Here is a 19,530-nt window from a genome sequence, read left to right as displayed (position 1 = left end):
GCCGGTCTTTCACCTGCAAAGAAACGAGCTTTCCATGAACCACTCTGTACGTCTTCTGGCATCTGTTCTTGTGTCCTGCCTTCCCATTGCTGCGGTTGCTGACAATCTGGCGGTCTCGTATTCCGAGGACGGTCGGTACTACACCGAAGACGATGTCCCCACTTTCAACGTGGCCGAGGATGGAACCGTGGACTGGATGACGTTTTCAGGCTTCCGGCGTTATCACGCGGAATGCCACGTCTGTCATGGTCCGGATGGCGAAGGTTCGACCTATGCGCCCGCACTGAAAGAGTCGGCGTTGGATATGGATTATTACGACTTCGTGGATGTCGTCACCAACGGCCGCCAGGTCGTGAACGCCGCCGAGAACTCGGTGATGCCGGGCTTTGGCGACAACCCAAATGTGATGTGCTTTTTGGATGACATCTATGTATATTTGAAAGCCCACGGGTCGGGTGCGATCCCGCGTGGTCGCCCGCCCAAGAAAGAGGCAAAATCAGACGTGATTCGCGAGGACGAAAATGCGTGCATGGGCTAAGGCCTGCCTTGTTCTGACAGGGTTTTGCGTCTGGGCGGGTCAGGCGCAGCCCGTACAGGCGCAAACATCGGATTTGGTTTCCAAAACGGCCTTTCGCGTTTGCGCGGATCCGGCCAACTATCCTATGTCGTCCGACGATGGATCGGGGTATGAAAACCAGCTGGCCGAGCTAATTGCCGCAAAACTAAATCTGCCCGTGCAATATGTCTGGTTTCCGCAAGCGACGGGCTTCATTCGAAACACTTTGGCTGCCAAACGCTGTGATGTTGTGATCGGCTATGCGCAAGGGCATGAGCTGGTGCAGAACACCAACCATTACTACACCTCGGCCTATGCATTGATCGTGCCGGTGGACAGCGATCTGGCTCAGGTCGACACGCTGAACGATCCGGCGCTCAAAGGGCGTAAGATCGGAATTGTGGCGGGTACACCCCCGGCGGCGCATATGGCGCGGAACGGGTTGATCGGGCAGGCCAAGCCCTACAATCTGTTCGTCGACCGCCGCGTTGAAAGCCCTGCCACAGATATGCTGAATGACCTGCAATCGGGCGAGATTGATGCCGCCATCCTATGGGGTCCGTTGGGCGGGCCATTGGTCAAGGCAGATTACCCGGATTTCAAGGTGATCCCCCTGGTCAACGAAGAGCTGCCGCCACGTCTGTTCTACCGCATCACCATGGGTGTGCGACAGGGTGAGAAGGTCTGGCAGCGGCAACTGAATTCTCAGATCCGCCGTAACCAAGATGAAATCAACGCCGTATTGGCCGAAGCCGGCGTGCCGCTTGTGAATGATCTGGGAACCGAGGTGCTGGATCTGTCGCAATGATGCGCGCCGTCGTGGCCTTTGTGCTGATGTCGACCAGGGCGGTAGCGCAGACAGTACCCGAGCCAAGCGACTACCGCATGGACCACTATCGTGCGCCGGTGCCAGATCAGATCACCGGTGGCACTACCATCGGCCCGGAAGAAGCCCACAGCCTGTGGCAAGATCAGAGTGCCGCATTTATCGACGTATTGCCCCAGCCACCCAAACCGGCGAACCTGCCAAAAGGCACGATCTGGCGGGACAAGCCACGTGACAGCATTCCCGGAACACTCTGGTTGCCGAATGTCGGCTATGGCGCAATTGCCGATGTTACGGCTGACTATTTTCAATCCGGATTGGAGGCCAGCACCAACAGCGACATCAATCATGGCGTTGTGTTCTTTTGCCTGGAAGACTGCTGGATGAGCTGGAATGCCGCCCGACGCGCAATCGAATGGGGATATACTAACGTCTATTGGTTCCCCGAAGGCACCGATGGCTGGGCCTTATGGGGCTATCCGCTGGAACGGGTTGAACCCGCCCCGGGCCAACCAGTTACCGGAGGGGGTTGATTTAGAAGCCTGCGAGTTTCTTATGCAGATGGCTGACTGTGCCATCCGTGTCGGTCATGGTCACATCCACCGCTTGCGCCCGGCTTGGAACGGATATGCCGACCCGAGGGTTTTCGGACAGTGAAATTGATCCTGTCATTTGAATATAACCCGCACCATCAAGATCGATATCCACGGTTTCCACATATCGCATCGGGATGAACAGCAATGAAATCTGGTCCATCTGCATCCCGGAATGCGACGGATGATCGATGTTCAGGTCCATCTTGTTGGCGCGATCCGCACCCAGATTGGACAAGCGCGTCAGTGTATCCAGCGAGGGCACGCGGCCAACCAGTTCGGCCTCCATCGTTCCCAGGTTTTCTAGCGCGAGTTTCGGGTCAGTGCCGGGTGGTGCGGCGCACGCCCCAAGACCGGATGTTTTGACAAAGGTTTCCGACACCCAAAGACGGCCATCTGTTGTTTCAGCAATGACATGCATCGGGGTCGGGCCATTCACGCGCATGGTCACGTCGAAGTAGAAACTGGGCAGTGGTTCTTCCAGTTCGAACACTGCGGAAACCGGCATCGGGTTTTCATCCAGCACCAAGGTTACTTTGGCCACCTTCGTGCCCCTTGGCGCCACAACCTGTGCCGCCAACTCAGCCCGCGCATCGTCCGGCGTGCGATAGGGCGCATCAATTGCGATCAATGCGTCCCCGTTCTGCATCTCCCGGTCGCCATAAAGCAGCGCGCGGACATTCTCCCATGCCTCGTTCGATGCCCAGGCCGGAGCGGCCAGCAGACAGAACAGAACTGCAATCAGGTGAGAAGCCTTCATTGTCTTCCTCCTTGCAGAAATCTGCCAAAGGCGCGCGGCCCATCGCAGGTTTCTATCGTTTCTATCACATTGAGCGCCTTCGGGTCCACGATGCTGACGGTGTTTTCGAACCAGTTTGCGATGACCAAAAGGTCCTCATCCGCCGTTGCATCAATGCCTTCCGGGTATTCTCCGACCTCGATCAGCGCTTCATGCTCCAGCGTGTCCAAAGAGATAACGCTGAGCGTATTGGCGTATTGGTTCGTGACAAATGCGCGACCTTGGGCAAAGGCTATTCCATATGGGCGTTCGCCAACCGGTACTGTCGCGATAACCACGCCGGTTTCGACATCAACCACGCTGACATCATTGCTGCCGACATTGCCGACAAACAGCCGGCCATCCGGCGCAAAGCGCAATCCAAAGGGACGGGTGCCAACGGATATGCTGTGCAGCGGCTGAAGGGTTTCAGCATCAAAACCCGAAACCTGATCCGCCTCTTTGTCAGCCGACACCACATACCGTCCATCTGATGAAATCGCTATTCCAGCAGGGGCGGCACCGGTCGGCAGCTTGGACAGAACGTCAAGGGTTTCGATGTCCAGCACCCAAAGGCGGGCGTTGTACCAGTCCGAGACAAAAAGCCGCCCGCGCTGCTGATCCAGTGCGATGCCGATTGGTCCGCCTTCTAAAGTGACCCGCGCTAGCGTCTCGCCTGTCTCAGCAGACAAGCGCTGCACTGTTTTGCTGTCCGGTGACACGGTGAACAGCGTTCTGTCCCGCCCAACGGCCACACCCGCAGGTTTGCCGAGCAGGGGCCAGCGGGCCGTTTCCTGCATTTCGACCAAATCTATCCGGCTGAGTTCTTCACCGTTTTGGCAGGTGATGAATGCCGACTCTGCCAGCGCCGGGCCAGCAGAGAGCGACATGACTAAAATCAATGAGCGGCTAGCTTGCCTCACCAAAACGCTCGACCAAGGCATCGAGTCCGGCCTGATATACGCCGGTAACGGCGGCGATTGCGGCTTCATCATTCAATTCGGCTGGTGGATCATTGTTTGGATAACCGCGATAAAACGCGCCGCGCCATTCGACGATCGATCCACCCCCGTCACGTGGTTTCACCGTCAGATGCGATGAGTAGTTGGTGACCGGCAGCACCTCAACCGCGACCTCGGTGATCCGGTAGGAATAGCTCATCTTCTCGTCGCTGTACTTATACAGAACTTCGTCAATCGTCGGCCCGCCTTCCTGGCCGAGCGTCAGCAACCGGGTCGCGTCAATCGCATTGCCGCCGTTGCCTTCGGTTGCAAATACGGCAGGGTGCCATGACATGTCATCGAAGTTTCCGACAACCGCCCAGACTTCCTCGGGCGAGGCAGCGATCTCGGCGGTCAAAGTGACTTTCTGCCGGGTCGGTCCATGGGCCAGAACCATGGCCGGAACCAGTAGCGCGGCGATTGCCGCCAGAAGAGTGCGTCGATTCATTCAATGTCCTCCCTGAATACGCTGAGCGTTTGATTGACCTGGCTTCTGCATGGCGTGACAAGCATCAAAACTGGCACCCGAAAACACCAAAGCGGCCAACCGTGGCCACTTCGGAAAAACTGCAGAAAGCCGCGGGAAACCATAGCAAGATCAACCGCATACGCGCATTCTTATAAAATAAGAATCGAGCTTAATAATGAAGCTGATAGGCTTTGTTTTACAACACGGCCAAAAGTATCGGTTCCGTTTTTCGGGCGTTTCGCCCTTGATGATTCAGCCTGATCCCGAACGTTCAGGCAACGGGAGGACATCTTGAATATTCGCGTGCTGTCGCTGCTTGCGGCACTTCTTTGGTGTGTGTCTGCCGTGACCGCGGCGGCAATTGACGTGAAAGCTGTGGTGCTGCGGATTGACTACCCGTCACTTCTGCCGATTTCGCGATATGACTTGACACCCGACGATCTGGGCTTTGCAGGCGCCGCACTTGGGGATGAGGACAACGGCACAACAGGCGGATTTCTGGGCCATACCTATGAGACTACTTCTGTCGCCGTTCCCCCGGAAGAGGCTGACGCCGCGATGGATCAAATCCTAGCCGACGGGGTGCGCCTGATCGTTCTTTTGGCAGATGCTCCTGATGTTCTGCAGCTGACGGATAAGGCGGCAGAGGCGGGGGCGCTGGTCTTCAATGTCACAGCCCCTGATATCGAGTTGCGAGATGCAAATTGCCGGGGCAACCTGCTCCATATCGCGCCGTCTCGGGCCATGAAGGCTGATGCTGTTGCGCAGTTTGCGGTCTGGAAAAAATGGGGTGATTGGTTCCTGTTGGCCGGTTCCAATCCCGAAGATGTCAAACTTGCCGACGCCTATCGCCGCGCGGCGACCAAGTTTGGGGCAAAGATCACCGAAGATCGGACCTTTGCGGATACCGGAGGCTCGCGGCGGACAGATTCCGGCCATGTTCTGGTTCAGCGTCAATTGCCGCTGGATACGCAGGATGTGCGGGACCATGATGTAGTGATCGCCGCGGACGAAACCGACTATTTCGGGCGCTACCTGTCTTACCACCTTTGGACTCCGCGCCCGGTGATGGGCTCGGGCGGCCTGCGCCCAACAACCTTCCATGGCGCGCATGAGGCATGGGGCGCGACCCAGTTCCAGACCCGTTTCGAGGACCTGACAGGCCGCTATGCCCGCCCCGAGGATTACAACACCTGGCTGGCCCTGCGCGTGATTGGCGAGGCCGTAACCCGCGCTAGCACAGCCGAGCCTGACGGGGTACGCGACTACGCCCTGTCGGACGAATTCGAGCTAGCGGCTTTCAAGGGGCAGAAAGTGACGTTCCGCAATTGGAACGGGCAGCTGCGCCAGCCGATCCTTTTGTACGATGGCTCGATCACCGTCAGTGTCAGTCCGCAGGATGGGTTCCTGCATCAGGTCTCACCGCTGGATACGTTAGGTCTGGATCGGGCGGAAGCCAGCTGTCAGGCATTTGAATAACCGGAGGTTTTGATGAAACAACTACTGTTGACCGTTGCCTTTGCCGCGCTTGCCTCGGGCCCCACGCTGGCGGGCAAAGCTTTTGTTTCGAACGAACGCGGAAATACTATCACGGTGGTTGATACCGAAACCTGGGAAGTGATCACTGAGTTTCCGGGCGGCAACCGCCCACGCGGCATCACCGTCAGCCCGGATGGCAGCAAGCTGTATGTTTGCGCCTCCGATGACAACATCGTCAGGGTCTTCGATACCTCGACCTATGAAGAATTGCCTAGCCTGCCCTCTGGGCCGGACCCGGAGCTCTTCATCCTCGAACCGTCGGGCAAGCGGCTCTATATCGCCAATGAGGACGACAATCTGGTGACGGTGACGGATACCGAAACCCGCACCATTCTGGCCGAAGTGCCGGTTGGCGTCGAACCCGAAGGCATGGGGATGAGCCCGGATGCAAAGTTTGTGGTCAACACGTCCGAGACCACGAATATGGCGCATTTCATTTCCACCGAAGACTATACGATCAAGCACAACGTTCTGGTCGACCAGCGCCCGCGCTACGCCCAGTACACGGCGGATGGCAAACGCCTGTTCGTCACCTCGGAAATTGGCGGCACGGTCTCGGTCATGGACATCGCCGAGGATGGCACTCCCACAGTTGTTGGCAAGATCAGCTTTGAGGTGCCCGGTGTGCAGCCGGAATGGCTGCAGCCGGTGGGTGCAAAGGTGACCTCGGATGGCAAGCGTCTGTTTGTCGCTTTGGGACCCGCAAACCGGGTTGCCGTTGTGGACGCGCAAAGCCTTGAAGTGTTGGACTATATCCTTGTGGGGCAGAGGGTCTGGCAACTCGATTTTACGCCTGATGAAAAATACTTGCTGACCACAAATGGCAACTCAAACGACATCACCATCATCGATGTGGCCTCTGAGAAGGCGATCAAATCGGTACAGGTCGGTCAGCAGCCCTGGGGCGTGGTGACTATTGACTGAAGTTCTGGGAGGGACGGGAATGAAGAGATTTTTGATTGCAGCATGCGTCGCACTTATAGGCGGGCCAATCTCGGCGGCCCCGCTTTGCGATGATCTGGGGTTTGCCGGACTTTTGGCAAAGTGCAACCGCGGTGAGACCATCGCGCTCACACTCGCGTCGGGGCAACCGCTGGGTGAGGATGTGGTCCTGCAATCCGGTGCCTATTACAAGCTTGAGATTACGGCGGATGGCTCAGCAGAGCTGGCCATCGAAGGGCCCTCGTTTTTCCGCGCGATCTGGATGAACGAGATCGTCATCAACAAGATCGAAATCCGCCCGATGGCGGTGGACAGCATCGAGTTCGACAAGGCTGGCGTCGCTGAATTGTCGTTTATCGCCATCAAACCCGGCAGCCATGAAATTCGCATCCCCGGGTCCACGGGTGACTCGCAACGTATCACCGTCAGCATTCAATAGAGAAAGGATCGTATGATGAAAAAGCTTGGAGTTTTGATGATCGCCGGACTTATCGCAGCCCCGGCCTTCGCCGAAGAGATTGATGCGGAAACCGTTGGCAAGATCGAAGCCTATCTTGCTTCCATCGAATGCCAGATGGACCCGGATGATATCGAGGTCGAAGACGACGGCTATGATCTGGATGATGTGATCTGCAAAGGCGGCAACCAGTTCGATATCAAACTGGACAAAGACCTGAACGAAGTTAGCCGTAAGGCGGAATAGCAGATGAACTGGATGAAGCCATGATCAAACTGTTTTCCGCCTGCTTTGTCCTTGCGCTCGCCGCGGGCGCTTTGGCGGCAGAAACCCTGCCGACCGTTCGGGCCGCGGTGCTCAAGATCGGAACGGTGAATTGGGAGCTTGAGACCATTCGCCAGAACGGTCTGGACCAGAAACATGGCTTTGTCCTTGATGTCCAACCCTTTGCCGACAATGGCGCAACCCGCATCGCGGTCGAAGGTGACGAGGCCGATCTGGCCGTGGCCGACTGGATCTGGGTCGCGCGGCAAAGGGCGGCTGGCAAGGATTACGTCTTCATCCCGTATTCCAAAGCTGTGGGCGGCGTGGTTGTGCCCGCCGACAGCCCTGCGACCAGTTTGAAGGACCTGGCGGGCGGCAAGATCGGCATCGCCGGTGGCCCGCTGGATAAATCCTGGCTGATCCTGCGCGCCTATGCGGCGCAGGAATATGGGATGGATTTGAAAGTGGATACCGAACAGGTCTTTGGCGCGCCGCCCCTGATCTTCAAATCCGCGCTTGGCGGCGATTACGCCGGGGCGATCAACTTCTGGCACTTTCTGGCCAAGATGAAAGCGTCGGGTATGAGAGAGCTGATCTCGGTGGAGGAGGCCGGACGAGCTTTGGGGCTCGACACCGATACGCCGCTGCTGGGGTACTACCTGAAAGAGAGCTTTCTGAACGAAAACCCAGAGCTTGCACAAAGCCTCTTCGCGGCCAGCCGCGAGGCCAAGGACCTGCTGGTCAACTCACCCGAGGCCTGGGAGGCGATCCGGCCTCGCATGAACGCCAAGTCCGATGCGCAGTTCGAACAGCTCAAGACCGATTGGATTGCTGGTATTCCTGAACGCAGCCCCGTTGACGCCGCCGCCGCCAACAAGATGCTGGAACTGATGGCCGAACTGGGCGGGGCTGAGCTTGTGGGCGATGCGACAACAGTGCCACAAGGTCTGTTTGCTGACGTGGAATAGGGTTTCATGCAAGACACGCGCCTCACGCCGCTTTTTTCCATCGCGGGCCTCGTGGCGTTGTGGATTGTTGCCGCCTCGCTGACCGCAGACCCCCAGATTCTGCCGCAGCCTTGGGACCTGATCCCCCGGTTCCAGCAGGAGCTTGCTTCCGGAGAATTGCTGCGCAGCCTTGGCGCAACCCTGTTGCGGGTGATCTGGGCGTTTGCGTTGGCGATGACCTTGGGCACGATTATTGGCCTGTCGATGGGGCGGTCGGACGCTCTTAACCGCTGGCTCGACCCCTGGCTGGTGATCTTCCTGAACCTGCCCGCATTGGTTCTGATCGTGCTCTGCTATCTCTGGATCGGGCTGACCGAGGCTGCAGCGATCACCGCCGTGACGCTGAACAAAATCCCCAATGTCGCCACGATCCTCCGCGAAGGGGGCAGGGCCTTAAGCCCCGATCTAGATGCGATGGCGCAGGTCTACCGGATGCCGTGGCAAACGCGACTGCGCCATGTGATCCTGCCACAGCTTGCCCCGTTCATCGCGGCGGCTGCGCGGTCGGGCCTCTCTCTGATCTGGAAGATCGTGCTGGTGGTCGAGTTCCTCGGACGCTCCTCCGGCGTCGGGTTTCAAATCCATCTGTATTTTCAGCTTTTTGATGTGGCGATGGTGCTGGTTTATGCGTTCTCCTTCATCGCGGTCATGCTGGTTGTTGAGTGGCTGGTTCTGCAGCCGTGGGAACGCAAAGCCCGACGCTGGAGAGCCGCATGATCCAGATCGACATCCGGCAAAAGCACTTTGGACATGATGCCGTGTTGGGCCCGATCTCTTTTGACATCGCAGCCGGGGAAACGGTTGCGCTGACCGGACCGTCCGGCATCGGAAAGACGACGCTGTTGCGGGTGGTGGCGGGGATTGATCCCGACTTTGACGGCCAGATCGCGCGGCCGGATCGGCTGGCGATCGTGTTTCAGGAACCAACCTTGCTGCCGTGGCGTTCGGCATTGGACAATCTGACGCTGATCCATTGCGAATTGTCACGCGCTGATGCCGAAGCCGCTCTGTCTGACGTTGGCTTGGCAGGAAAGGGGGATCTGTTTCCCGGCCAATTGTCACTGGGTCAGCAGCGCAGGCTGTCGCTGGCGCGCGCCTTTGCCGGGCAGCCGGAGTTCCTGATTATGGACGAGCCCTTTGTCTCTCTGGACGCCGAAACAGCCGAAACGATGTTGACCCTGACCGAGGCTCTGATCGCGCAGCACCGCCCGGCCACCCTGTTCGTGACCCATTCGAGCCCCGAGGCGCAGCGCCTCTCCAACCGGATACTCAACCTGACACCCGGCCCGAACGGGGCTGTTCTAGGGTAGGGGCTATTCCGCAGGTTCGGTGGTCGCGCCGGCGGCGACACGGTAGATAAAAGGCGCATCCGCTTTGGCGGCATGGTCATTCGCCTGATCCTGCAACGCCTGATGATGGGGCGATTTGATGCAAACCGGATCGGTCGCACTTGCATCTCCGATCACGGCCATGGCCTGACAGCGGCAGCCCCCGAAATCGATGGTTTTGCGTTCGCAGCTTTTGCACGGGTCCGACATCCACTCGGTTCCGCGATAGGCGTTGAACGCGCTGCCATGGTACCAGATATCCGCCAGCGGTTTGTCTTGCACGCGGTCAAAGGTCAGATGTGGAATGGACTGGGCAGCGTGGCAGGGCAGAACCTGACCGTCGGGCGCGACGTTCAATCCGGTGGTGCCCCAACCGCCCATGCAACGCTTGGGATAGTCGTCGTGGTAATCCGCCGGGACGTAATCAATGACCAACTGCCCTTTCAGCGCTTTGCGGGCTTCTGTCACCTGTTGCGTGACGTCCTGCGCCTGCTCCCGCGTGGGCATCAAGGCGTCGCGGTTCTTCAAGGCCCAGCCGTGGAACTGAACCGTTGCAACCTCGATCCTCCGCGCGCCCATCTCCTGCGCCAGTTCCAGCGCCCGTGGCAGTTGGTGCGCATTGTGACGGTGCAGGACGAAATTCAGGGTCAGCGGAAATCCGATCTGTTTGATCCACCCGACCGTCTTCATCTTGCGGTCAAACCCGCCCCGGTAACCGCCCACCTTATCCGCCATCACGGCGTCGGTGCCTTGAAGAGAAAGTTGGATATGGTCCAGACCGGCCTCGTCCAGCTCATGCAGGCGGCGTTCAGACAGCCCGATCGCCGAAGTGATCAGGTTGGTGTATAACCCAGCCTCGCGCGCAGCCTCGACCAGTGCGACCAGATCCCGGCGCGAGGCAGGCTCGCCGCCTGACAGATGCAGCTGCAAAACACCAAGCGCCGCCGCTTCTCTGAACACCCGCGCCCAGGTTTCGGTGTCCAACTCGCTATCGAGCTTGGCCATCTCGACGGGGTTGGAACAATAGGGGCAGGACAGCGGGCACCGATGCGTCAACTCGGCCAGCATGGCAATTGGGGGCGGGGCCTTTGCCTGCATCAAATCACATCCAGAAAACGCCGCGCCCGCAGGGCATCCAGAAAGCCGGAACTGTCTTCGGCAATCTGTTCTTCCGGCGCGCTGTATTTCTCGGACAATATCGCCGTGATCTGGCCAAAGCTGCGCTGGCCGTCAACCTCGTTCAAAATCGCATGTCCGATCTGATCCAGCGTCACAGCCCGTTCCGGTGCCAGCAGAACCCATTTCTCGCGCACGGAATCGTATTGGACGCGGACGCCCCGCGGGAGTGAAGGGACCTCCTGCGCCAACATCACGACGCCCGCCGCATCAGCAGGCCGGTGTCCGGCTTCCAGGCACCCGGAGGGATTCTGGCAGGTTCGACATAGGCCCCCCACAAGGCATCCAGCTGCGACCAGAGGACATCTGTCTTGAATATCAGTGCTTTGGTCGCCGCGTCCTGCTTTTCTTCAGTGTCGGCATGATCCAACACCCACGCCAGACCGAAGGCCACGTCCTTGGGGGCTTCCTTCAGGCGGTTGCGGAAGTAAGACAGGGAACTGTCATCCGCAAATTCGTAATGCCGAAGCAGGCCTTCGATCCTGTTGGCGTGGATCTTGGGCGCAAAAAGTTCGGTGAGCGAGGCGGCAACCGCCTCCAGCAAGGTCTTTTCGCGGACATATCGCACATAGGCATCCACCGCGAATTTGGTAGCAGGCAATACGCCCTCGCAGGAGGCGACATAGTCCGGGTCCAGCCCGACCGCCTCGGCCAGTCGCAGCCAGCGTTGGATGCCACCTTCGTTGTCATTTGTGCCGTCGTGATCCTCGATTCGCGACCGCCAGGCCCGGCGTAGCGCCGGATCCTCGACGCGGGACATGAAAGCCGCGTCCTTCATCGGGATGGAGTGCTGATAGTAATAGCGGTTGATTACCCAGGCGCGCACCTCATCGGGCGTGCATTGGCCGCCATGCAGACGATGATGGAACGGATGCAGGTCATGATATCGCTCAGCTCCGATCTGGCGCAGCCGGACTTCGAATTCTTCGCGGCTTTGGGTCATAGCGTGATCTCCATTCCATCTTGGCCTATCGTCCAGCCTTTGGCCTTCGCCATTGCGTTCTCGTTGCTATCGGGGCGCAGAACCGGATTGGTGTTGTTCATATGGACGAAGACTTTCCGTCCGATCTGCATATTCTCGAAACTGGCGATCGAACCATCGGGGCCGTCCATCGACATATGCCCCATTCGCTTGCCCGTTTTCTGGCCCAACCCGGCCCGCACCATCTCATCATCCTGCCAGAGCGTGCCGTCGAAAAACAGAAGGTCAGCCCCGTCCAGCTGCGTGCGCAGCTCGGGCGTCAAAGCGGCGCAGCCTGGGATGTAATAGGCCGTCTTGCCCTGCGCACTCAGCGCCACACCGACGGTTTGTTCGCCCACCAAATCCGTCTGAACATGTTCCCCTTCGAGGTATAGAGGCACTTTGCCGGGAACTGGGAACAACGTGGCCTCCAGACCCGAGATCAGCTCAAAAGGCTCATTCAAAGAGATCGGCGCGCGCTTCACGACTGAAGCGTTCAGGGCATCGAAAATCGGGTTATCCGCAACAACATCATGAATGCTCGGGGTTGCGAACAGCACAAAGGGCTGCATTTCGCGCAACGTGAGCAGACCCGCCACATGGTCGATATCGCCATTGGTCACCAACACCGATTGAATTGGCATCTCTCGCAACCCTGTCGGAAACAGGTGAGGCGTATTGCCCAGCTGCATTCGAATATCTGGTGAGGCATTGAGAATGGCCCAATTCTGGCCATCGGGGGACACAGCGAGCGACGATTGCGTTTGCGCGGGGATCACTCCACTTCGTGCCAGATTGCAGTTTTCACATCCGCAGTTCCATTGCGGAAGGCCGCCGCCAGCAGCGGCCCCAAGTATTATTGCGCGCAACGTCATCCGTGTTGGCGCTTGTGGCTTATCAGATCAGGCCGCCACCACGCTCATCGTCATGATCGGGGCCGTACATGTTGATTTCCATGCCGCATTCGATCTCGCGGATAACAGGTTTGTTCCAAGCCATATCGGGGTCCTCCTCCAAAGATGTCCTGAAACTCAATGTGGCAGGTCCCATGCGTGCGTGCGACTCTTAATTCATAAGAAGGAGTTAGACTTTGGTCGGTACTCAGACGTCATCTGACAATGGTGCAACCCCCTGAAGGCAAAATCCCCGATTGCGTATCGTTTTGATTTCAAATCCAAAATCATCGGTTTCCAATTTTTTTCGCAGATACCCAATGTAGACATCAACCACATTCTCGTTACTGGACCCTTCGCGCGACCAGAGCGTGTCAAACAGCTCACCTCGTGAGATGGGTGAGCCGGCTTTGCTGTTGAGCAGCAGAAGCAGATCGAACTCGCGTTCGGTCAGTGCGATGCTTGTCTCACGGACTGCTAGGGTTCTGTCTCGCGTCGAAATTCGTGCCGGATCCGGACGTTGAGAGAGTACGCGTTGTTCCTGGACCTGCAACCGGGCGACAAGCTCGTCAAAGCTGAACGGCTTCACCACGTAATCATCGGCCCCGGCCTCAAGCCCGGCGGCGCGGTGGTCAACATCGGAAAGCGCCGACAACATCAATATGGGGATCGCAACACCGGCCAGGCGCGCCGCCCGTACCAGTTCAACACCGCTATCCGCCCCAAGCATCACATCCACAATCGCGCCTGAGAACGCGCCGCTTTTCAAGCGCTCTAACCCCTGATCGGCACGGTTTTCAGCCTCGGCAGAATAGCCATGCAGTGACAGGCCCCGGACAAGGGCCGAGGTGATTTTGGGATCGTCGTCTATGATCAGTAGTCTGGGGGCCATAAGGATACTCTAAGCCTCTGCCAGTGGTAATCGAATGCAGACATTTGTACCGGCATTGGCGCCTAACGCTGTGTTACGCGGGACAGGGCTGCCTATTGAGATCGTGCCACCATGAGCCTCAACGACCCATCGGGCCAGCGCCAGCCCCACGCCAAACCCCTGACTGTTTGCCGCCCCGCCCTGAACAAACCGTTCAAAGATCTGGCTCTGATCGTTTTTAGAAATGCCCGGGCCGTTATCCGTTAGCTCTATCTGAACGACTTCATCCGCGACATGACCCGAAATGGATAACGCCTTACCGTCGCGTGCATGTCGGATCGCGTTGCGCAGCAAGCTAAGCAAGACCTGACGCATCCAGTTAGGATCGCACTGCACCGCACAATCCGGAAACTCGTCCGTTTCGAGTTGCATATTGGCGTTGTCGATCTCAGGCTGGATGTCATTCACAACTGTCTGCATCAGGTCTTGCAGCGCAATGTTGGCGGGTTCCAATGCAAGTTCCCCGGTTTCAGACCGTGCGACACGCAGCAAATCGTCAATCCGCTGGTTCAGTTTTGCGGCACTGTTTTCAATCGTGGCCAACGCCTCGGGCGCGGTCTGACTGTCCCTCTGACCAATCTGGGATTCCATCATGATGACCGTTAAAGGCGTGCGCAGTTCGTGGCTGATATCTGCAAAGAAACGACGCCGGTTTTCATCGATCTTGGACAGGGTTTCATTTGCTGCACTCAGCTCCCGCGTTCGCTGGGCGATGGTCTCGTTCAACCGGGCCCATTCTGCCTCAACCTCATCCTGACGGTGTTTCAGCGCCGCCGCCATACGGTTGGTTTCACCGTATAGCTGGCCGATTTCATCATTGCGGGTTGCTGGCAGAGAAATGGCAAACTCGGATTTGCCAACCTGAACCGCTGCTTTGCGCAACCGGTCCAACCGCGAGAACTGTGGTCGCACCAGGCCGAAGTAGAACCAGGCTGTGCTGAGCAGGGCAAACAGGGCAAGTGCAAGCGCAACCCAAGTCAAAGTCAGACGGGTCTTTTCGATCCCGGCCAATATCGCATTGCGAAACAGAACCTCAGTGTTCACGGCCTGACTGAGCAAGGGATCAAAGGCGGACGCGAACGAGTCGATATGGGCGCGTAACCGCGCCTGATCGGCGTTGGCATCTGCAAGGCCGTCCAGCGTATTGGCCAGCAGTGCCTCCATTCTGGCTAGCCCAAGAGATTGCGTGCCGTACCGGGATTGCTCATCCAACCCAAGGGATTGAACGGCGGCAACGGCCTCTTCCACATCAGACCGAAGCTGCAGAAACGTAGTCCCGATCTGGTCCCGGATCGGGGACAGGCGGTCAATTCGGGTTTCGACGGTTTGGCCGGTCTGAACTGACTCGGTTGCGATCACAAGAAAGGTGGCGGCTTGGGTGGACAGCGCAGCATAGCGCGCCATGCGGGTTTCCGAGGCCAGCGCCGTTTCCAAACGGCTGGCAACTGTCTGCATCCCGAAATAGAGGATAGCCGCCGTCAGCAAAGTGCCCGATCCAAGCACAACCGCGCCAAGGCCCAAACGGGTCTTCAAAAGCAGGCTGCGCTTGGCTGGATTTGGCTCGGCCGTCATGATTTCCGCTTCATCAGACCACGGGCCGGATCATATCCCCAAACGGCGATCGTGCACAGCACGGCGGTCGATGCCAGAACCCAGAGCAACGCGCCCCAATTGATCTGCAGGTAAAGCAGAAACCGGATAAGTTCGACCACATGGGTGAAAGGGTTGAGCGCGCAAATATCGCGCAACAAAGGGGAGCTTTCGGCCATTTTCCACAACGGATAGAGCGCGGAGGACAGGAAGAACATAGGGAAGATGACAAAGTTCATCACACCGGCAAAGTTCTCTAGCTGTTTGATGAAACTGGACAGCACCAGCCCCAGCGCGCCCAGCATCAGACCACCTAGAACCAGCCCCGGCAGGACCGCAACATAGCCGGGCAGGGGCAGGACAATCCCGAACAACGCGGCCAGTGCCAGAAATGTATAGACTTGCAGGATTGAGATCGCCGTTGACCCCAGCAGACGGCAGAACAACAGCCACCACCGCGGGAACGAACTGGTCAAAAGCAAGCGCATCGAGCCCATCTCGCGATCATAAACAAGGCTGAGAGAACTCTGCATCCCGTTGAACAGCAAAACCATCGCGCAGAGGCCCGGTACGATATAGGTTTCATAGGTAATGTAGGTTTGATATGGCGGGATGATCGACAGGCCGAGAGCCGCGCGGAACCCAGCCGCAAAGATCAAAAGCCACACCATCGGACGAACCAAGGCGGCGAGAAAGCGTTCGCGCTGATGGATGAAACGCAGAAACTCGCGCCCGATTATGGCGCGTGCGACACCCCAAAAACCGCTCATGCTGGAACCTCGGTCTGGGACAAAAACCAATCGGAAAGGGTTTGATCCCCGCGCAGGTCACCGGTCTGCCCGCTAGCAAGGATTTGACCAAGATGCAGCACCAGCAATTGATCATCGTCGCGCACTTCATCGGTCAGATGTGTGGCCCACAAGACGCAAAGACCTTGCGCTGCCAGATTGTGCACATGGTCGGTGATTGAGTGTCGCGCCGCTGCATCCAGCCCCACGGTCGGCTCGTCCAGCAGCAGCACCGACGGTTCGTGCAGCAAAGCGCGGGCCAGTTCCATGCGGCGGCGATGCCCACCGTTCAGATCTCGCACGCGTTCACCTGCGCGTTCACGCATGTTCAGCCGGTCCAGCGCTGCGTCGATACGGGCGGGAACTTCTGATCGTGGCAGCCCATGCAACGCGGCGAAATAGGTCATGTTCTGGCGTACCGTCAGGCCCAGATCCAGCGTTGGCTGCTGAAAGACCACGCCTAGTTTTGCCAGCGCGTTGCGCGGAGCCTGACGCAGGTTATGGCCCGCAACACTGATTTCACCGTCAGGTGTCACCAAAAGCCGCGTCAGCAGAGACACCAGCGTCGATTTTCCGGCCCCGTTTGGCCCGAGAAGAGCGCAGAACGTGCCCGGTGCAACGTCGAATGAGACAGCCTCTAACGCTGTCTTGGCACCATAGTGAAAGCTCAGCTCGCGGACAGCGAGACCGGGGCTGGCTTTCGCCGAGGGCAGCGTGTCTGACATTCTTCCTCCGTCCGCAGATGCGGGTCTTGACGACAGCTTGCAACGTCGGGTTGCGTTTCTCAACCTTGCAGTCTGAGGCGCGACCGCGACTTAAGTATGCGAAGGCTCACGGATTTGTTATATATCCGAACGGCAATGGCGCAGGTAACATCGGTGCCAGACCAACAAGAAAGGGCCGCAATGTCCTTAAGACGGCGCGATGCAATGCAGGTGAGCCTTGGGGCTTTGATGTGCCTTGCCTTGCCAGGGCGCGCCCAGAATTTGGTGGCTCTGCCAAATGTAACCACGCTTGAGGAACTGATTGCCGGTTTTGTCGGTGAGGCCCCGGTAGAAAACAGTGATGTCTCCATCGATATGGAACCCGTTGCCGAGGACGGCTATCGCGTGCCGGTGACTATCAACGCGCCTGACGCGGAAGAGGTTATGTTGATCGCACCCGGCAACCCGGTTTTTCCGGTTCTCAGGGCGCGGTACGGGCCTTTGGCCGGGGCGCAATCCATTTCGACACGAATGCGTCTGGGCCAATCACAAGAGGTTCTGGCTTTGGCGCGTTTGCCGGATGGCAGCGTGCGTCAAGACACGCGGGCTGTCTCGGTGGTTGTCGGCGGGTGTGCATGATGGGGGAGTTTTGAGATGGCCACAGGCGTCAAAACCCGCGTCAAGCTGCCAAAAGAGGCCCGCGCAGGAGACGTGATAACGATCAAGACCCTGATTACCCACCGCATGGAATCCGGCCAGCGCCTTGATCCCGATGGTCAACCAATCCCTCGGTCGATCATTCACCGCTTTCGTTGTGAGTTCGAAGGCGAGCTGGTCATTGATCTCGATATCGGACCCGGTATTTCAACAAACCCGTTTTTCGAGTTTCGGTCGATTGTCCCAGGCCCAGGTATCTTTACCTTCAGCTGGTTCGATGATGACGGCGCAATCTATACCGACAGCCGCGCGATCTCGGTCATATGAAGATGCCGACGAAAGTTGTGGTTCTGATTGCACACAGATTTTGCAAGCGTGGGATGCTTAACAGCTGTGCAACCAAGTTGACGAATGCTGCCTTGACGGTTTGCGCCTGTTTGGGCGCGTTGCCGGGTACTGCGCTGCAGGCAGGCACCGAAGAGGGAGATGTCGAGCTGGGTGAATATCTGTCGGCGGAATGCGTTACCTGCCATCAGTCGAATGCCGACGCCAAAGGTATTCCGCAGATCGTCGGACTTGATCCGGAAACCTTTGTCGATGCCATGCTGGCCTATAAGACCAAACAGCGTGAGCATCCAATCATGCAGATGATGGCCGGGCGTCTGAACGACGAGGAAATAGCAGCATTAGCGGCGTATTTTAACTCGTTTGAGTGACATCGCCGCAGGGAGGGATGCAGATGACATGGAGTAGACGCAAGTTTCTGGGTGCCACGACAGGTGTTCTGTCAGCGCCGGCAGTGTTGGCGCAGGGCACTGGGAAACCCCGTGCTGTCGTGATCGGTGGCGGGGCAGGTGGGGCCACGGCCGCCCGGTACATCGCCAAGGACAGCAATGGGGCGATTGATGTCACCCTGGTCGAACCATCACAGGTTTATTTCAGCTGCTTCTTCTCTAACCTCTACATCGGCGGCCTGAAATCGATCGAGGATATCGGGCACACCTATGGTGCGCTTGCCGCAAATTACGGCATTAACGTTGTCCATGACTGGGCCATTGCGGTTGATCGGGCCGGTAAGACCGTGACTTTGGCCGGAGGCGAAGTTCTGCCTTATGATAAACTGATCCTGGCCCCGGGCATTGATTTTGTCGAGGGGTCCGTCACTGGCTGGACCCTGTCGGCACAGAACAAAATGCCTCATGCCTACGAGGCTGGATCACAGTCCCAGCTTTTGCGCGCGCAGATCGAAAACATGCCCGAAGGTGGGGTATATGCGATGGTCGCGCCGCCAAATCCTTATCGCTGCCCACCCGGACCTTATGAACGCATCTCCATGGTGGCACATGTCCTGAAGACCACCAACCCGACGGCTAAAATTGTCATCGCAGACCCCAAACCAAAATTCTCAAAAATGGCGCTGTTTGAAGATGGTTGGGCTTCGCACTATCCGGGCATGATCGACTGGATTGGCGAAGATTTTGGCGGCGGAAAGGTCTCGGTTGACCCGGATCAAATGACGCTGACGATTGATGGTGAGGAAATGGCTGTAGATGTCTGCAACGTCATTCCCGCCATGAAAGCCGGACGGATCGCCGAGCTTGCAGGTGTAACAGATGGCCGTTGGGCACCGGTGAACTCTGCTGACATGTCCTCAAAAACCGATCCGGATGTCTATGTATTGGGCGATGCCAGCCAGCAGGGCGACATGCCAAAATCCGGTTTTTCCGCCAATTCGCAGGCCAAGGTCTGTGCCAACGCTGTGCGCGGTGCGCTGACCGGATCACGTATATTCCCCCCGAGATATGCAAATACCTGCTGGTCTTTGATCGCTGTGAACGATGGCGTGAAAGTCGGGGCGACGTATGAAGCAACAGAGGAAAAAATCGCTCGCGTTGATGGCTTTATCAGCCAGGTCGGCGAAAACACCGCACTGCGCAAGACGACATATGAAGAATCCGAGAATTGGTACGCAGCGATCTCTGCCGATATGTTTCAGTAGGGATCGGTTGTGAGCTAACGCAACAAAGCCAGAAACGCACTCGCGTAAATCCAAGCTCAAAGCTTACAACT

General features: G+C 57.8%; 26 protein-coding genes. 14 read left to right on the top strand and 12 right to left on the bottom strand.

Features of this window, described 5'->3' with window-relative positions; genetic code table 11:
• The first annotated feature begins 34 nt into the window (after positions 1-34).
• From ACR0EL_RS20510 to ACR0EL_RS20500, 3 genes are read left to right on the top strand one after another with little or no spacing between them, the layout of a single operon-like run.
• Positions 35-538 (top strand): c-type cytochrome, methanol metabolism-related, encoded by a 504-nt coding sequence (locus ACR0EL_RS20510; RefSeq protein WP_480501910.1) that lies wholly within the window; start codon positions 35-37, stop codon positions 536-538.
• On the top strand, positions 522-1,364 hold the full coding sequence (locus ACR0EL_RS20505; protein ID WP_480501908.1) for a substrate-binding domain-containing protein: 843 nt from the start codon (positions 522-524) through the stop codon (positions 1,362-1,364). The genes ACR0EL_RS20510 and ACR0EL_RS20505 overlap by 17 nt, the downstream gene beginning before the upstream one ends.
• Positions 1,361-1,915, top strand: coding sequence for a PQQ-dependent catabolism-associated CXXCW motif protein (locus ACR0EL_RS20500; protein WP_480501906.1), 555 nt, complete (start codon positions 1,361-1,363; stop codon positions 1,913-1,915). The genes ACR0EL_RS20505 and ACR0EL_RS20500 overlap by 4 nt, the downstream gene beginning before the upstream one ends.
• 1 nt (position 1,916) lies before the next feature.
• On the opposite strand, the gene ACR0EL_RS20495 is transcribed toward ACR0EL_RS20500, so the two are convergent.
• The 3 genes from ACR0EL_RS20495 to ACR0EL_RS20485 are packed head-to-tail and all read right to left on the bottom strand — an operon-like array spanning position 1,917 to position 4,202.
• Positions 1,917-2,735 carry a quinoprotein dehydrogenase-associated SoxYZ-like carrier gene (locus ACR0EL_RS20495; protein ID WP_480501904.1) on the bottom strand — a complete coding sequence of 273 codons (819 nt, stop codon included), beginning with the start codon at positions 2,733-2,735 and terminating at the stop codon, positions 1,917-1,919.
• Positions 2,732-3,643 carry an outer membrane protein assembly factor BamB family protein gene (locus tag ACR0EL_RS20490; protein ID WP_480501902.1) on the bottom strand — a complete coding sequence of 304 codons (912 nt, stop codon included), beginning with the start codon at positions 3,641-3,643 and terminating at the stop codon, positions 2,732-2,734. Before ACR0EL_RS20490 ends, ACR0EL_RS20495 begins: the two co-directional genes overlap by 4 nt.
• A gap of 19 nt (positions 3,644-3,662) precedes the next feature.
• Complete coding sequence (locus ACR0EL_RS20485) at positions 3,663-4,202, bottom strand: SRPBCC family protein (RefSeq protein WP_480501900.1); 540 nt, start codon at positions 4,200-4,202, stop codon at positions 3,663-3,665.
• Positions 4,203-4,514: 312 nt separating this feature from the next.
• On the opposite strand from ACR0EL_RS20485, the gene ACR0EL_RS20480 reads away from it, so the two are divergent.
• Genes ACR0EL_RS20480 through ACR0EL_RS20450 form a run of 7 tightly spaced genes read left to right on the top strand, consistent with a single transcriptional unit; the run spans position 4,515 to position 9,742 of the window.
• Positions 4,515-5,702 carry an ABC transporter substrate-binding protein gene (locus ACR0EL_RS20480; protein ID WP_480501898.1) on the top strand — a complete coding sequence of 396 codons (1,188 nt, stop codon included), beginning with the start codon at positions 4,515-4,517 and terminating at the stop codon, positions 5,700-5,702.
• Between the two features lie 12 nt (positions 5,703-5,714).
• Positions 5,715-6,686: a YVTN family beta-propeller repeat protein gene (locus tag ACR0EL_RS20475; RefSeq protein ID WP_480501896.1), complete on the top strand. Its 972-nt coding sequence runs from the start codon at positions 5,715-5,717 to the stop codon at positions 6,684-6,686.
• A 19-nt stretch (positions 6,687-6,705) separates the two neighbouring features.
• Complete coding sequence (locus ACR0EL_RS20470) at positions 6,706-7,143, top strand: cupredoxin domain-containing protein (RefSeq protein ID WP_480501894.1); 438 nt, start codon at positions 6,706-6,708, stop codon at positions 7,141-7,143.
• A gap of 15 nt (positions 7,144-7,158) precedes the next feature.
• Positions 7,159-7,407: a PepSY domain-containing protein gene (locus ACR0EL_RS20465; RefSeq protein WP_480501892.1), complete on the top strand. Its 249-nt coding sequence runs from the start codon at positions 7,159-7,161 to the stop codon at positions 7,405-7,407.
• 20 nt (positions 7,408-7,427) lie between these two features.
• The gene (locus ACR0EL_RS20460; protein ID WP_480501890.1) at positions 7,428-8,393 is read left to right on the top strand and encodes an ABC transporter substrate-binding protein; all 966 of its coding nucleotides are present in this window, start codon (positions 7,428-7,430) and stop codon (positions 8,391-8,393) included.
• 6 nt (positions 8,394-8,399) lie between these two features.
• Entirely contained in the window at positions 8,400-9,149 is a 750-nt protein-coding gene (locus ACR0EL_RS20455) for an ABC transporter permease (protein ID WP_480501888.1), read from the top strand.
• Entirely contained in the window at positions 9,146-9,742 is a 597-nt protein-coding gene (locus ACR0EL_RS20450; RefSeq protein ID WP_480501886.1) for an ABC transporter ATP-binding protein, read from the top strand. Before ACR0EL_RS20455 ends, ACR0EL_RS20450 begins: the two co-directional genes overlap by 4 nt.
• 3 nt (positions 9,743-9,745) lie before the next feature.
• On the opposite strand, the gene pqqE is transcribed toward ACR0EL_RS20450, so the two are convergent.
• The 9 genes from pqqE to ACR0EL_RS20405 form a co-directional block, all read right to left on the bottom strand.
• Positions 9,746-10,858, bottom strand: a complete 1,113-nt coding sequence (gene pqqE / locus ACR0EL_RS20445; RefSeq protein ID WP_480501884.1) for a pyrroloquinoline quinone biosynthesis protein PqqE — start codon at positions 10,856-10,858, stop codon at positions 9,746-9,748.
• Positions 10,858-11,130: a pyrroloquinoline quinone biosynthesis peptide chaperone PqqD gene (pqqD, locus tag ACR0EL_RS20440; RefSeq protein ID WP_480501882.1), complete on the bottom strand. Its 273-nt coding sequence runs from the start codon at positions 11,128-11,130 to the stop codon at positions 10,858-10,860. Before pqqD ends, pqqE begins: the two co-directional genes overlap by 1 nt.
• Positions 11,130-11,879, bottom strand: a complete 750-nt coding sequence (gene pqqC / locus ACR0EL_RS20435) for a pyrroloquinoline-quinone synthase PqqC (RefSeq protein WP_480501880.1) — start codon at positions 11,877-11,879, stop codon at positions 11,130-11,132. The genes pqqD and pqqC overlap by 1 nt, the downstream gene beginning before the upstream one ends.
• Positions 11,876-12,772, bottom strand: a complete 897-nt coding sequence (gene pqqB, locus ACR0EL_RS20430; protein WP_480501878.1) for a pyrroloquinoline quinone biosynthesis protein PqqB — start codon at positions 12,770-12,772, stop codon at positions 11,876-11,878. Before pqqB ends, pqqC begins: the two co-directional genes overlap by 4 nt.
• A 22-nt stretch (positions 12,773-12,794) precedes the next feature.
• Complete coding sequence (gene pqqA, locus ACR0EL_RS20425) at positions 12,795-12,896, bottom strand: pyrroloquinoline quinone precursor peptide PqqA (RefSeq protein ID WP_120634970.1); 102 nt, start codon at positions 12,894-12,896, stop codon at positions 12,795-12,797.
• A 102-nt stretch (positions 12,897-12,998) separates the two neighbouring features.
• Positions 12,999-13,682, bottom strand: coding sequence for a response regulator transcription factor (locus tag ACR0EL_RS20420; RefSeq protein WP_480501876.1), 684 nt, complete (start codon positions 13,680-13,682; stop codon positions 12,999-13,001).
• A gap of 9 nt (positions 13,683-13,691) precedes the next feature.
• Positions 13,692-15,293, bottom strand: coding sequence for a sensor histidine kinase (locus ACR0EL_RS20415; RefSeq protein ID WP_480501874.1), 1,602 nt, complete (start codon positions 15,291-15,293; stop codon positions 13,692-13,694).
• Positions 15,290-16,081, bottom strand: coding sequence for an ABC transporter permease (locus tag ACR0EL_RS20410; protein WP_480501871.1), 792 nt, complete (start codon positions 16,079-16,081; stop codon positions 15,290-15,292). The genes ACR0EL_RS20415 and ACR0EL_RS20410 overlap by 4 nt, the downstream gene beginning before the upstream one ends.
• Positions 16,078-16,824: an ABC transporter ATP-binding protein gene (locus ACR0EL_RS20405; protein ID WP_480501869.1), complete on the bottom strand. Its 747-nt coding sequence runs from the start codon at positions 16,822-16,824 to the stop codon at positions 16,078-16,080. Before ACR0EL_RS20405 ends, ACR0EL_RS20410 begins: the two co-directional genes overlap by 4 nt.
• 180 nt (positions 16,825-17,004) lie before the next feature.
• Between ACR0EL_RS20405 and ACR0EL_RS20400 the strand changes: the two genes are divergently transcribed.
• The 4 genes from ACR0EL_RS20400 to ACR0EL_RS20385 are packed head-to-tail and all read left to right on the top strand — an operon-like array spanning position 17,005 to position 19,459.
• The gene (locus tag ACR0EL_RS20400) at positions 17,005-17,442 is read left to right on the top strand and encodes a thiosulfate oxidation carrier protein SoxY (protein WP_480501868.1); all 438 of its coding nucleotides are present in this window, start codon (positions 17,005-17,007) and stop codon (positions 17,440-17,442) included.
• A 15-nt stretch (positions 17,443-17,457) separates the two neighbouring features.
• Positions 17,458-17,787, top strand: coding sequence for a thiosulfate oxidation carrier complex protein SoxZ (soxZ, locus tag ACR0EL_RS20395; protein ID WP_480501867.1), 330 nt, complete (start codon positions 17,458-17,460; stop codon positions 17,785-17,787).
• A 2-nt stretch (positions 17,788-17,789) separates the two neighbouring features.
• Positions 17,790-18,176, top strand: coding sequence for a c-type cytochrome (locus tag ACR0EL_RS20390; RefSeq protein WP_480501865.1), 387 nt, complete (start codon positions 17,790-17,792; stop codon positions 18,174-18,176).
• A gap of 23 nt (positions 18,177-18,199) precedes the next feature.
• Positions 18,200-19,459: an FCSD flavin-binding domain-containing protein gene (locus ACR0EL_RS20385; protein WP_480501863.1), complete on the top strand. Its 1,260-nt coding sequence runs from the start codon at positions 18,200-18,202 to the stop codon at positions 19,457-19,459.
• Positions 19,460-19,530: the final 71 nt, after the last annotated feature.

It is taken from the genome of Ruegeria sp. AH12 (assembly GCF_056541465.1).
This window is presented reverse-complemented; position numbering and strand designations above follow the sequence as displayed.